Source organism: Emticicia oligotrophica DSM 17448, assembly GCF_000263195.1.
Taxonomy (GTDB): Bacteria; Bacteroidota; Bacteroidia; order Cytophagales; family Spirosomataceae; genus Emticicia; species Emticicia oligotrophica.
Map to the genome: position 1 here is coordinate 3,886,151 of NC_018748.1, position 12,943 is coordinate 3,899,093.

17 protein-coding genes are annotated in these 12,943 nt (G+C 35.5%); 3 read left to right on the forward strand and 14 right to left on the reverse strand.

What is annotated here, in order from left to right; all coding sequences use genetic code 11:
* Positions 1 to 34 precede the first annotated feature (34 nt).
* Complete coding sequence (radA, locus tag EMTOL_RS16050) at positions 35 to 1,414, forward strand: DNA repair protein RadA (RefSeq protein WP_015030361.1); 1,380 nt, start codon at positions 35 to 37, stop codon at positions 1,412 to 1,414.
* Positions 1,415 to 1,457: 43 nt separating this feature from the next.
* Complete coding sequence (locus EMTOL_RS16055) at positions 1,458 to 2,363, forward strand: aldose 1-epimerase family protein (RefSeq protein ID WP_015030362.1); 906 nt, start codon at positions 1,458 to 1,460, stop codon at positions 2,361 to 2,363.
* 698 nt (positions 2,364 to 3,061) lie between these two features.
* On the opposite strand, the gene EMTOL_RS16060 is transcribed toward EMTOL_RS16055, so the two are convergent.
* The 14 genes from EMTOL_RS16060 to EMTOL_RS16125 form a co-directional block, all read right to left on the reverse strand.
* Positions 3,062 to 3,799, reverse strand: a complete 738-nt coding sequence (locus tag EMTOL_RS16060) for a hypothetical protein (protein ID WP_156510989.1) — start codon at positions 3,797 to 3,799, stop codon at positions 3,062 to 3,064.
* Between the two features lie 49 nt (positions 3,800 to 3,848).
* Positions 3,849 to 4,541, reverse strand: coding sequence for a VIT1/CCC1 transporter family protein (locus tag EMTOL_RS16065; protein WP_015030364.1), 693 nt, complete (start codon positions 4,539 to 4,541; stop codon positions 3,849 to 3,851).
* A 55-nt stretch (positions 4,542 to 4,596) separates the two neighbouring features.
* Entirely contained in the window at positions 4,597 to 5,112 is a 516-nt protein-coding gene (locus tag EMTOL_RS16070; protein ID WP_041693623.1) for a DUF4890 domain-containing protein, read from the reverse strand.
* A gap of 87 nt (positions 5,113 to 5,199) precedes the next feature.
* Positions 5,200 to 5,928, reverse strand: a complete 729-nt coding sequence (locus tag EMTOL_RS16075; RefSeq protein WP_015030366.1) for an NRDE family protein — start codon at positions 5,926 to 5,928, stop codon at positions 5,200 to 5,202.
* 66 nt (positions 5,929 to 5,994) lie between these two features.
* Positions 5,995 to 6,507 (reverse strand): DinB family protein, encoded by a 513-nt coding sequence (locus EMTOL_RS16080; RefSeq protein WP_015030367.1) that lies wholly within the window; start codon positions 6,505 to 6,507, stop codon positions 5,995 to 5,997.
* A gap of 1 nt (position 6,508) precedes the next feature.
* Entirely contained in the window at positions 6,509 to 7,057 is a 549-nt protein-coding gene (locus tag EMTOL_RS16085) for a YceI family protein (protein ID WP_015030368.1), read from the reverse strand.
* On the reverse strand, positions 7,047 to 7,778 hold the full coding sequence (locus EMTOL_RS16090) for a hypothetical protein (protein WP_015030369.1): 732 nt from the start codon (positions 7,776 to 7,778) through the stop codon (positions 7,047 to 7,049). The genes EMTOL_RS16085 and EMTOL_RS16090 overlap by 11 nt, the downstream gene beginning before the upstream one ends.
* 96 nt (positions 7,779 to 7,874) lie before the next feature.
* Positions 7,875 to 8,330 carry a DM13 domain-containing protein gene (locus EMTOL_RS21910; RefSeq protein WP_015030370.1) on the reverse strand — a complete coding sequence of 152 codons (456 nt, stop codon included), beginning with the start codon at positions 8,328 to 8,330 and terminating at the stop codon, positions 7,875 to 7,877.
* 87 nt (positions 8,331 to 8,417) lie between these two features.
* Positions 8,418 to 9,086, reverse strand: a complete 669-nt coding sequence (locus EMTOL_RS16100; RefSeq protein ID WP_015030371.1) for a Crp/Fnr family transcriptional regulator — start codon at positions 9,084 to 9,086, stop codon at positions 8,418 to 8,420.
* Positions 9,087 to 9,136: 50 nt separating this feature from the next.
* Positions 9,137 to 10,153, reverse strand: a complete 1,017-nt coding sequence (locus EMTOL_RS16105; RefSeq protein ID WP_015030372.1) for an ATP-grasp domain-containing protein — start codon at positions 10,151 to 10,153, stop codon at positions 9,137 to 9,139.
* A gap of 65 nt (positions 10,154 to 10,218) precedes the next feature.
* Positions 10,219 to 10,620 carry a DoxX family protein gene (locus EMTOL_RS16110; protein WP_015030373.1) on the reverse strand — a complete coding sequence of 134 codons (402 nt, stop codon included), beginning with the start codon at positions 10,618 to 10,620 and terminating at the stop codon, positions 10,219 to 10,221.
* A gap of 16 nt (positions 10,621 to 10,636) precedes the next feature.
* Complete coding sequence (locus tag EMTOL_RS16115) at positions 10,637 to 11,098, reverse strand: YHS domain-containing (seleno)protein (RefSeq protein WP_015030374.1); 462 nt, start codon at positions 11,096 to 11,098, stop codon at positions 10,637 to 10,639.
* Between the two features lie 18 nt (positions 11,099 to 11,116).
* On the reverse strand, positions 11,117 to 11,563 hold the full coding sequence (locus EMTOL_RS16120; protein ID WP_015030375.1) for a YHS domain-containing (seleno)protein: 447 nt from the start codon (positions 11,561 to 11,563) through the stop codon (positions 11,117 to 11,119).
* A 74-nt stretch (positions 11,564 to 11,637) separates the two neighbouring features.
* Positions 11,638 to 12,258 (reverse strand): LysE family transporter, encoded by a 621-nt coding sequence (locus EMTOL_RS16125; RefSeq protein WP_015030376.1) that lies wholly within the window; start codon positions 12,256 to 12,258, stop codon positions 11,638 to 11,640.
* Positions 12,259 to 12,486: 228 nt separating this feature from the next.
* On the opposite strand from EMTOL_RS16125, the gene EMTOL_RS16130 reads away from it, so the two are divergent.
* Positions 12,487 to 12,711 (forward strand): cyclic nucleotide-binding domain-containing protein, encoded by a 225-nt coding sequence (locus tag EMTOL_RS16130; protein ID WP_052315400.1) that lies wholly within the window; start codon positions 12,487 to 12,489, stop codon positions 12,709 to 12,711.
* The last annotated feature ends 232 nt before the right edge of the window (positions 12,712 to 12,943 follow it).

Consider the following 12,943-nt stretch of genomic DNA (forward strand, 5'->3'; position numbering starts at 1 on the left):
TAACAGTTTTGACGTATTTTTTTGAAAATAGATAATGGCAAAAGTAAAAACAGCATATTTCTGTCAAAGTTGTGGTTTCAGTTCTCCAAAATATTTAGGAAGATGTACTTCTTGTGGCGAATGGAATACGATGATTGAAGAAGTTTTGGCTAAATCTGAACCCGAAAAAGGTAATTGGAAATTCACAGGCTCAAATGCACAACGAACGGTCAATAAGCCTAAAACGCTTACTGAAATCACTACTCAAGAACGTTATAGAATTATTACTGAAGATGATGAACTGAATCGAGTATTGGGTGGAGGAATTGTGCCTGGCTCACTCGTATTAATAGGAGGGGAGCCGGGAATAGGTAAATCAACTCTGATGCTTCAAATTGCTTTAAGTTTAAAAGATTACACCATTCTCTATGTTTCGGGTGAAGAAAGTGAACAACAAATTAAGATGCGTGCTGAAAGAATGCAGTATGTGAATGAACGTTGCTATATTTTGAATGAAACTTCAACTGATAATATTTTTCGTCAAATAGAGTTGACTGAACCTGATATTGTGGTTATTGACTCCATACAAACTTTAGCTTCGCCTTTAATAGAATCAGGGGCTGGAAGTGTCTCTCAAGTAAAAGAATGTACGGCTGAATTGATGAAGTTCTCGAAAGAGTCTGATACGCCCGTAATTATGATTGGGCATATTACTAAAGACGGTTCATTGGCAGGACCCAAAGTTTTGGAACACATGGTTGATACAGTTTTACAATTCGAGGGTGACCGCCACATGACTTACCGTATTCTCAGAACTACCAAAAATCGCTTTGGAAGTACTTCTGAATTGGGTATTTATGAAATGCAAGGGACAGGCCTTAGACAAGTGAGCAATCCATCAGAAATTTTGATTTCACAACGTGAAGAAGATTTGAGCGGAATTACGATTGCGGCTATGCTTGAAGGAAACCGACCACTTTTGATAGAAATTCAATCCTTAGTGAGCGTTGCTACTTATGGTACTCCCCAAAGAACTAGCAATGGTTTTGATAGTCGTCGAACACAAATGCTTCTTGCGGTTCTTGAAAAAAGAGGGGGATTTAGACTCGGTACTCAAGATGTGTTTTTGAATATTGCTGGTGGCTTAAAAGTAGAAGACCCAGCCATTGACCTTGCCATTTGTGTTTCAATAGTTTCATCTTATGAAGATATTAGCGTACCAAGCTCTTGTTGTTTTGCTGCTGAAGTGGGTTTAGGTGGCGAAATAAGGGCCGTAAATCGAATTGAAAATCGTATTTCGGAAGCTGAGAAATTAGGGTTTAAAAAAATATTTGTTTCAAAGTATAATTTAAAAGGAATAGACCTTAATCAGTACAAAATTCAGATTTTTGCGGCAACCAAACTTGAAGAAGTATTTAGTGAACTATTTGGATAATAAAACTTAAAAAATAATTACTGATAATTGAAATCGAATTGGAATGATGTATTACATAGAAAACGAATATTTAGAAGTAGGAATCGACCCCAAAGGAGCTGAATTATTTAGTATATATAATAAGCAGCATGAGATTGATTATGTTTGGGGAGCAGACCCCGAATTTTGGGGGAAATCGTCTCCAGTCTTGTTTCCTATTGTTGGAGGACTAAAAGATAATACCTATTTTTTTGAAGATAAGGAATATTCATTACCTCGCCACGGTTTCGCCCGTGACTATGAATTTGAAGTTGAAGACCATTGGGATGATGGCATTAGCTTTTTGCTTCGTTCTAATGAAGAAACTCTAAAAGTTTATCCTTTTGAATTTGAATTACGTCTGGTATATGAATTATACGCCAATCTTTTAAGTGTTACTTATCACGTAACTAATGTTGGTGAAAAAGATATGTATTTTTCAATTGGTGGACATCCAGCATTTAATGTGCCCCTCGAAAAAGGTTTAAACTACGATGATTTTCATTTAGAATTTGAAACAGAAGAGGCTTTCATGCGTTGGCCTTTGAGCGAAAAAGGGCTAATATTAGAAGAGCCAGTAGCTCTTTTGGGAGTAACAGAAATAGAAGATGAGATTGTAGTTAATGAAAGTAATAAAATACCGCTCACTAAAGAGTTATTTCACCAAGATGCTCTTGTGTTCAAACAATTGAATTCAACTTCAGTAACCTTAAAATCAGAAAATAGTAGCCGCTCTCTTCGGTTTGATTTTGCTGGTTTTCCGTATTTAGGTATTTGGGCAGCTAAAAATGCTGATTTTGTGTGTATCGAACCGTGGTGTGGAATAGCCGATTCTGTTAGTCACTCACAAAATATTACTGAAAAAGAGGGGATTAATTTTTTACCTGCGGGTGAGGTTTTTGAACGAGCTTGGGCAGTTAAAATTAATTGATTATCAGGACTTTTGATTTTGTCAATTTTGTATTTTTCTAAGATTAGATGTTTGAGTGATTTTATTCATTTATAAACAAAATGGCTCAAAAGCTGACTTGAGTTTTATTTCGTAACACCGTTTTTGCAAATAATTAATGCAAACTTCTGCAATATTTTTTTTCAAGATTTTTTTAAATAAAAAAAGACTGGGTCAATATGCCCAGCCTTTCTATAATTGAATCCACACAACTTTTATGAAAAAACTATAATAATCTCTATCTAGAATATATATATAAGACTAAGATTTTGAAGATAAGGTTGCATTAAAATTTAAAAAATATGCAATGAATATAAAAAAAAAGGACTGGAGTAAATAACTCCAGCCTTTCCCGCTACTAAATCCACACAACTTTTATCTTTAATATTTTATTTCTATATGAATAACAGAATTGGCTTGCCAATGGTTGCAATAAATTATGAAAATATTTGCGTTTTCTAATTTTGATTCAAAGATAAAACAAAATTGTATGTTGATACAAATATTTTTTTTATTTTTTTGATTATTTGTGAAAAACTTAGAAATAAATTTTCGTGAAACCCCCAAAAATATATCTTCTAAATACCCTTTTTTTTAGAATCATGTTTGGAAGGGTTGTGGTTTGTTTCACCTTAAGCAAAGGTAGGGAAATTTGTTATTCAAAAATAGGTTTACTAAAATTAGTTGATAATATTTCTTGGTTTTTTATTTTTTATTACCCAATTATATAAATCGCTTAGAATTGCTAGTCGCATATTGGCTCCCCAGCTATAGTAAAGCCCATTATAGCTTTCAGGAAAATTTTTACTGTAAAGAGCAAAACGATAGCCGCCTTGTACTGAAAGACCTCCCCAACGCGTTGCTTTCCATCCTACATAAAGGCCAGCTTGAATTGGCATGAAATAATCTTTTCTTCTCCAAATCTGAATTTCATCAAAAATATTTACATTTTGACTTTTTGTTGCACCAATGCCAATTTCAATGGGCATGCTTACTTGCCATCTTTTATTATTAATAAAATTTTGCCAGTGCATTAGACTAAAAAAGTATAAATCAGTTTTCGTATAATAGTCTAAATTTACTCTTTTAGCTGCTCTTTTTCTTAAATCAATTAATCTCTGATACGAATTGAAGTTGAGCCAATAATATCCAAAAGTTACTTGATGGCGTTTTTTTCCTACAATTATTCCTGTATTTACGCCCCAGATGTTTACTCTTTTTTCTCTAATTATTGAACTTCTTGCGTCCCAGTTTATGGTGTAACTTAACCTTGCACGAAGAGAATCGGGGAACCTAACAATGACCGAATCAAGAGTCTGTCCAATAGAAGTAGAATAACTCAACGATAAAAACAAAAACCCCAAATATAGAGTTTGTCTTTTGTTTTGGATACTATATTTTTGTAGTCTTTTTATCACAAAGGTTTTTTCAGTCAAACCATTTAACGTGTTTTGGTTGGTAGATATTTTATTCAAGAGCTTTTGCTACAAAAAAGGCTGCAGCTGCTGCAATTGCTCCAATAGTAGTAACCTTTAAAGCACCAATGAATGGAGGTTGCCCAGTTACTTTACTCTTAAAGTATCCAAACACAAATAAACAAATTAATGTTGCTATACAAGAATATTTTAAGCCATCAATTGGGTTTGTTGTAAAGAAATAAGGTGAAAGTGGGATAAGTCCTCCAATAATGTATGAAATGCCTATGGTTGCTGCACTTTTGGTTGCTCTGTGTTGGTTGGGTTGTTCGAGCCCTAGCTCAAATTTCATCATGAAATCAACCCATTTTTTCTTATCCTTCGCAAGTTCATCGGCAATTTCATCTTGAAGGTGTTTGCTTAGGCCATATTCAGCAAAAACATCACGCACTTCTTGCTTTTCACGTTCTGGAACGCGTTCAACTTCCTCATATTCACGTTTAAGTTCAGACTCATAGTGTTCTATTTCAGTTCTTCCAGCTAAATAACCACCCAAGCCCATGGCAATAGAACCAGCAACTATTTCAGCGATACCCGCTGTAACGACGATATCGTTTGTGTGAACCGCACCACTGAGACCTGCAGCTAAAGCAAATGGAACAGTTAGACCATCAGACATTCCGATGACAATATCAGTGATAAATTCAGAACTACCTAAGTGTTCTTCGTGATGATGTTCGTGCATAAAAAAAAAGCCTTATTTTAAACAAAAATAGGGCTTTTCTGAAAATCTTTTATTTTTAATGATTATTTTTTCCTTTATTCGCTTTCTGACTCTTTTCTTTCATCTCTTGATATGTTTGAAATTGTTCGGGAGTTAAAATTTTTTCAAGTTCTTTATCCTTTTTTGCTTCCAAAGCATTCATTTTTTCTCTTGCAGCATCCACTTGAGCCGGAGTAGGTTGTGAATTACCAAATTCTTTTTTAAGAAGTTCATACAAACCTTTTCTCTGGTAAGCATAATCTTCATTAAGCGAAGAAATCAGAATTTCTTGCTCATCGGTTAATTTTAGTTTTTTAACCATGACTCGAGTTTCTTCTTTAGCTACTTCATCTGGGTCTGGTGGCGGCTTAGGTTTGCCATTATTAAAACTTGGATTGTTGAAGGCATTGTTGTATCCTCTGTTATAATATCCGCCGTATCCTCCATACCCTCCATATCCACCACCACCATAATATTGGGCATTAGTTTCAATAAATGAAGCTAGTAAGCACCCAAGTATAAGCAAATAATGTTTTATATTAAGATTTTTCATACTAATGATTAGTTGACTAATTTTTATGTAAATAAAACTCAAATTCTTGAAATTTTATCTAATTTATCGAAGATTTTTGATAAAGTATCATGAGGTAAGTTCTCTAAATACACGATACATGAAGGTGGTTTTAGCTTGAAGGTCTTGGTAAGAAATGGTAAAATCAAATTCGTTAATGATAAACTGAGTGATAGAAATGGTTTTAAGTGTATCATCACGATTCATTTTGATTGCATTTCTACTATCGGTACTTCCTCCTGTATGATGGAAGTCTAATATTGATAAAGAGTTTGGTTCTTTTTCAAGAGAAGAATAATATTTAAACCACTCTTCTCTTTGTTTAATTATTTGAGGACTATATAACGTAACCGACGACCAGATATGTGGTTTGGTATTATCTATTTGTGATAAATATATTCTTTCTCCGCTCCATCTTAATTCATGAATATTAATTTCTTGGGTGTTTTCAATCACTATAAGTGTAAAAGGCTCTATTCCTTCAAAAAAATAACGATTTACAAAGTCGTTTATATTTTGATACTCAAAATAATCTAGAACTACCTTACCTCTACTTTGTCTATATGGCGGTTTGGAGATATGTTTCTCAATTCCACCATTCAACAAACAAAGCGTAATTTCGCCACTACTTGCTATCCAAGTACCACCACCTTTGGGGTCTTTTGGAAAGAAAACATTTTGTCCGTGGAGGTTATATTTTCGTGGTGGTATAGCTGGTTCACGAGAAACTGCTTCATCTCGGTTTGAGGTGAGGATAAATCCGTTATTTTTGGTCGGAATATAAGTCAGAACACACATTTGGCTATAATTTAAGATTATTAAATAACCGTATAAAAATAAATGATTGGGTAGGGAAATGATAATTTAATTACTATATACAGTGATTTTTTCTTTGAATTTTATGGTAGAATATGCCACACCGAAATTTGTTTCGATAGTTACTTGTTTGAAATTCTCCTGAATCCCAATTCGAATTAAGGCAAAATGATGAATTGAGTGTTCGATGAGATAGACTAATTCACGCATAAAATTGGTTTCTATTAGCTCAAAATCAATTTCTCCGTATCTAACTCTGAGCTGAATTGGCGAATAAGTATTAGAAATACCTTTGATTTTTTGCTGAATCATTTCAACCAATGTGAGCGTATAATTTAAGTCGGTTTCGATGAGTATATTCCGTTTTCTTGCATCGTAATCAATCGTACCGGTGTCGAATCCTTCGAGTAAACACTGAAAAAACTCTACCGTGTGCCGCACGTGTTGCCCGATGCTACTTCCATTAAAAACCGATAGTTTTTGGGTATATTCAATCGGTTTTAGTTGTGAAAGTAGGTCATTTAATTGGTTAAGAACTGAGAGGGAGGCATTTATAGTCATTTTATTGTTGAACGTTTAAAGTGATAGAAACCGTGGCAACATTGCCCAAAAGCGAGCTTTTTTCTCCAACCTCATACTCTAATCTATTGACTTGAAAGTTGCTTTTCAGTTGGGCATTTGTGCCATTTTGGATAAAAGTGAAAGGAATTTTTACATTTTTTGTCGTTTTCTTAATCGTCAGATTAAAATAGCTGATGTATTCGTTTTCTTTTGTTCCCTTTTCAATTTTGGTCGAAACCATCGAGATTTTCGGGTATTTTTCTACATCAAAGTAATCGCTACCTTTGAGGGTTTTATCACGAAGCCCCAAACCTGTATCAATGGTTTTGGTGTCAATACTTGCCTTTAGTGCAGAACCCGCAAGATTATTGGCATCGAAAACCACCGTTCCCGAAAAACCTTTGAAAGAACCATCGGCAGTAGAGCCCAATGCGTGTTTTATATTGAATGTTACGGCCGCGGTCGTGGGCTTCCAATTTTGGGCGTGGCTCAATGTGGCTTGCACGATGACAAACAACAGAAGAATACTTTTCGATAACTTAGCGAGCATCTTTGTAAATCTTTTTTAATGGTGAATAAGTGATAGCTACAAACGGGAGCAAGGATTTGTGGCGAAAACGGTCGTTTTCAAAGGTTAATACTTTGTCGGTTGTGTATTCCAAAAACTGAAAACTCGCTCCTGCACGCACCGCAAAACGGTCATTGACCCAGTATCTAAAATATAATTCTGAATTCAAACTCCCAATATCGCTATCGCTAATCAATAGTAAATTTAAAGGCGTTGGTTTGGCAGTTTGAGTAGAATTATTGAGCGATTTTGACTCATTTGCCACAAATTTACCCGATTGTTTTTTGCCAAACGAGAATCCGACGGCATCAATATTGAACCCAACATCGAGTTTTCGGAAACTGTATTGTAGCACAACTTTGCCATTTAAACTACCCAAAGCCGATTTGGTTAGTTGTAGTGTATCTAGGTTGCTGGCAATGTTTTCGGTAAACAAAGCCACAATGCTTTGCGTACCCGAAGTCAGATTTGCTGGTGCAGTAATGTAGTTTTGCTGTCCGCTAAAAAATGTATTTAGACGTACACCCCAACCAATTTTAAAACGGTCAGATTTACCGATTCCGTAGAGTTTTTGATAAGAAATCGAAGGCGAAGCTGCTGTTCCAAAGGTAAGAGCCAAATCGAGATTTCTTTGGGTTTTGGTGTACTGATATTGTGCTGATAATGAGCTACTTATTAATAATAATATGAGTATTTTTTTCATGTTAGTGTTTTTCAAAAATGATTAGTTTGTTACTGTTGGTTTTGCTTTTGCTCCCTTCTCCTTGAGGAGAAGGGCTGGGGATGAGGTAAACGCACCTCACTTCAAAGCCGCAAAGCCGAACAAAACCGAAAATTGTCGGCACCAAATCAGTACGTGATTTTGTTTTTTCAAATCGGCATTGGTAGGAATTGCCAAGGAAAGATTACCATTTTGTACTTTGTCGGTTATCTGAATAAAGTTGGTTACCGAACGGTCTTCGGCAAGATAAATCCGTAAATCAGGACCAGCATCGGTCTTGAAATTTTCAAAAACCAATGTGCGTTTTTTGTCTTTGTCTTCGTAGATTTTTACAATTCCAGATGTGGCGTGTACGGCATTCTCGAAGTTTCCTTGTAGTAAAAGTATCTGTCCGGCTGTGTTAAAATTCGTCTGCGTGGTCATACTATTGACCATCGGATTCGTGGTAGAATTTGTATCAGGATTTTCGAGAATGTCCTCTTTCTGGCATCCAGCCAAAAACACAGCGGTAATAAGAGCGATGATTATTTTCATAGTTTTTTGTTTTACAATACAAATATCAGTGTTGGCTGAAAATTGGATTGTCGGCTGGACGACCTAAACAAAAAATCTATGAAAATTTTATGCAGCTTTTTTCAGAATAATTTCGGTGCGTGAGTAATCCAAAATACCTTTTTCTTTAAACTCATTGAAGAGTTGCGTAACCGTCTGGCGTGTGCTACAAATCAAACTGGCGATGTCTTGATGAGTAAGATAGTTTGTCAGAACAACTTCATCGACCGACGCCGTGCCTTCTTTTGCTGCCCACTCGTCTAAAAAGCTTTTGAAGCGTGTACGAACATCTTTAAACATCAAATTTGAGTAACGATTTTGTAGTCTTTTAAACCTAAAACCCATCCATTTCGTGTAAGAAAGCCCCAATTGAGGATTTTTCTCTAAAAGTTTTTCAAAATCATCCATCTTAAAACTGCAACAAATCACATTATCCGAAACGGCTACTGCATATTCATCAGACTGCGTTTCGGTCAAGGTAAATTCGCCAAAAATATCGCCTTTTTGGATAATGTCTTTAACAATTTCGTTGCCTTTTTCGTCGATTTCTACAATTTTCAATGTGCCTTTTTTCAAGAAATAAACTCTTGTGTTTTCATCGTGCGAAAACAAAATAATTTCGCCTTTCTTCGCCGATTTGAAATTGGTAATCATGCAGATTGATTTCAATTCTGTGGAAGAAAGTACATCAAAAAGTTTGTGGTCTCTGAGGTACCAATATTTTGTATCGAGGTTCATCAGTATTTTCGGGATATTTCCGCCAATTTACATAAAAATCATTCAGTTTTCTACAAAAAATGTTTCTTAATTATTGCCCAAACTTCACTAAAAGGTAAGGGTGAAAAACCTCTTTTTTGATTTTGAATACTGATTTCGGCCGTACGTTTCCAATGCCAACGTAAATCTCGGTAGGCTTGCCAAAGTCGGTAGTTGGGGTCGTAGATATGTCCGGGGTCGGAGCTAACGCCATTGAGTTCCAAGATTCTGATGTTTTCGCCTCTGTACAAATCTTCGATACTTGCCACTTTCATATCGAAACGACCGTAATAAAAACCCTCAAAGCTTTCGGCAATTTTGCTGAAAACCTCGTCTAATTTTTCGTTGATTATCCAATTTGCATTGATAAACTTTGTGCCTCGGCAATGATTTCCGATGGGTTCGAGGAGTCGTTTTTCATCTTTCGGTAAAACTTCATTCATGCCTTCGCCTAACTTTGCTTCTAAGACTTCCAACTGAAATCTGGCTCGGGTAGATTGCTCTATCAATTCTCTAATCGTTGATTTCCCGTCGCCTGTGATAGTTAGAAATTCCTTCATGGTTAACGATGAAACTTTGCCACGCGATTGATTTGGCAAACGACTAAAAAGTACACCAAATTCTATGGGATACGTGATGAATTCTTGAATGATGTAATCTTCGGGTGTTTGTGAATGATAGACCTTTAATTGCTCCAATGATTCGATTTTTGCGACATTTGTCCCTCTTTCGCCAATATTCGGTTTTGCGATTAATGGAAAAGTCAACTGATTGATTTCTAATTGTTTAATGGCTTTTTCAAAATCTTGTATTTTATCAACGAAAACAGTTTTGGGCAAATATTGAGAATTGATATTTTTCAGAATGTCAATTTTACTTTCACCATAAAAACCGCCCGCCTCGATTCCCGGATTTACGGCAGTGAAAAAAGTAAGCGAACGAGTTTTAGCCGATAAATAAAGCCAATATGGAGCCATTGGTAGGTAGAAAACCCACCAAGGCCAGTATTCGTAATTGAAGATTTTAATAATTGAAAGAGGAATTTTCATGAATTTATTTTTATTAATTGAATGGAATTTCTCGAATACTCCGAATAACTCGAAAAATTCTCATTTTATATTTTAGGAAAGTACTTCTGCATAAGCCTTTTCCCTTCGTTTTGGTGAATAATTTGAATAAAAATCGAACAAATTAATACTATAATAGCCAACATAAAAAGCTGACCGCCATCGCCTTTCGACTCGATTCCGATGACAAATAAATGCGAAGCAATTGCCCCAAACATGAGTCCCATTCCGAGAAATCCACCAATAAAGGCCGTAGCAGGAATGAGTAATAAAATACCAGTAATCAACTCCAAAACACCCGTTCCGATTCTTCCCCACGGTTCAACGCCGAGTTTGCTAAACAACTCAACCGACTCAGGGTGAGCTGTAAATTTGAAATAAAGTGTTTGTAAAAGAATCACAGCGGCAACGATTCGTAAAATCCAAGAGCTTATTTTAGAAAGGTTCATTGTGTTTTGGGTTAAATTAGTGAAAAATATTCATCCAACTCTTATCGGCTTTCGATTTGAGATTTACTTCATCTTTATTCCATTTTGGCAATGTATTATTTGCCCAAGAATGATAAAAAAGGTAGAGTTTTCCATTCAAAATCTTGAAAGTTTCGGGGTCGATTTCTACTTTTTCACCCGTGGCTCCCATCGCATACGCACACCAACCACCGTATTGTGGTTCATACTTTTTAGGTTCTTTCAGAAATAAATCTTTGTTGGCTGCACTGACAAATCTGTAGGTTGCACCTTCAAAGTTGGCACTGAATTGCTTGTTGCCTTCAATGGCCTTGTTTTGTGTAAAATACGCCACGGGGTCGTAGCCCTGAATCGCTAAGCCGTTTTCGAGGTTAAATTGTTTGGTTCGAACGGCCGTTTGGGCAAAAATTTGAGTGGTAAATCCCACTAAAAAGCATAAGGTTAAAAATCGGAATTTCATTTTGGTGATGGTTTTGGGTTAGTTAGATTTATTGAGAGAAGGCCAAAGTTCATTCGCTTTCTGAATACGGCTCGGAATATCCTTCGACCATAATTCTTTTACTTTTTTGCTATAATTGAGGTAAAGTTTATCATCGACAATTGTCCAAGCATTTGGGTCGGTTGGCGATTTGTGGTTTTCGCTCACGCCGTAAGCACAAAAGCCGCCGTATTGCGGAGCATATTTTGTTGGATTGGTTTTGAAAACATCTAAATTGGCTTGTGAACTAAACAACCATTTAGCTTCGTTCCATTCAAAACTAAAATCGTTTTTGCCTTCAACTGCCTTACTTTCAGTAAAATACGCTACGGCATCATAGCCATTGATAGCGATTCCATTTTTGACAAAAATGGCTTTTTCTTGTGCAAAAACACCACTCGAAATGAGTATAAAGAAAAAAACCATCGCACTAAATTTGTTTTTCATTTTGATAGAAATTTAAAATTTACAGCACAAAGTTGGCGGATTGGTAAAAATCGAATTGTCGGCTGGTTGACAATTCAGAGAAGAATTTTAAAAGTTTGAAACACAGACATTGAAATAAAAAATAATCCGATTACTTTTTCGATGGAATAGCGGCGGAATAGACCGAGTATTTTGATTTGAAAACGATTTGCTAAATATGCAAAAATCAATAAAATCAGAAATGCACCTAAAGCAGCTCCCAACACAAACGAAACTTGCGAACTTATTGAATTTAGGCTAAAAAAAGTGTTAAGATACACCAATACCACTACCCAAAAAGGCAATAACTGAGGGTTGAGAATGCCACTGACGAATCCACCAATTATTTCTTTTGGCCTATTGCTTAGGTTAAATTCTTTGTTTGATTTTGAACTAAAGTAAAAACTGTGGACGCCAATTATCAGGAAAAAAGGAATAATGGCTATTTCTAAAATTTCGAGAATTGTTGGATTTTTGGTCAAAAAAACTTGACTTTTGAGTGCAATGATGGTGTAAATGATTTCAGGAAGCGTGCCGCTGATGGCTACCCAAACACCCGCTTTAAAATTCCGAGAAAGCGTTGCTTGCACAACCGCCAAATTGACTGGCCCCGGATGAACCGAACCTACAAAACTAATGAGTGCAGTTAATAATAATATTGCCAATGATTCAGACATACCTTTATTGATTTTAAGTAACAAAGGTAACGAGGCCTGAAAAATTGATTTGTCGGGTGGCTGACTGATTTATCCAAATTATGGGTTATTAGTTCTTTGTTTAAAAAATTCTCGTTTGAAAAAACAATGGTTTGAACTTATACAGTACTGGGTTATATTAAACCTAATTTTCTTTCTAATGGTAGGATTTATTTTTATATTTAGTATCAATTCAATCTTTTCTGATAAATGACCGAACTCGAAAAGCTCTTTATAGTCCAATGTTTTATGGTTTTAAAAGAACGAATTTTGAAGCATCTTTCCCTTTCGGCCGAAGAACACTACGAGCAATTATTCGCCTTCAAAAAAGAGCTTTTCAACCAAGTACCGCTACAATATTTGGCTTCAATGTTGGGTATGACTCCCGAAAATTTTAGTCGGATACGAAAAAAAGTGTTAAAGAAAACTTCTTGATTTTTGTCAAGAGCAAGCCTTGATTTTGTGTAGAACTTAATTAGTCGAACAATAGACAAAAATTTCAATCATTGCAAAATCAAAGCGATTTTGCATAAAACTAAAATACAATGAGAAGCATTAATAACAACGCACCCGTAAAATTTAGTAAAAGCATAATTATAAACGCCTATACTTTTAAAGTTTGGGAAATTATGACCAATAAATATCAATGACTGGTCTAAATGGCAGT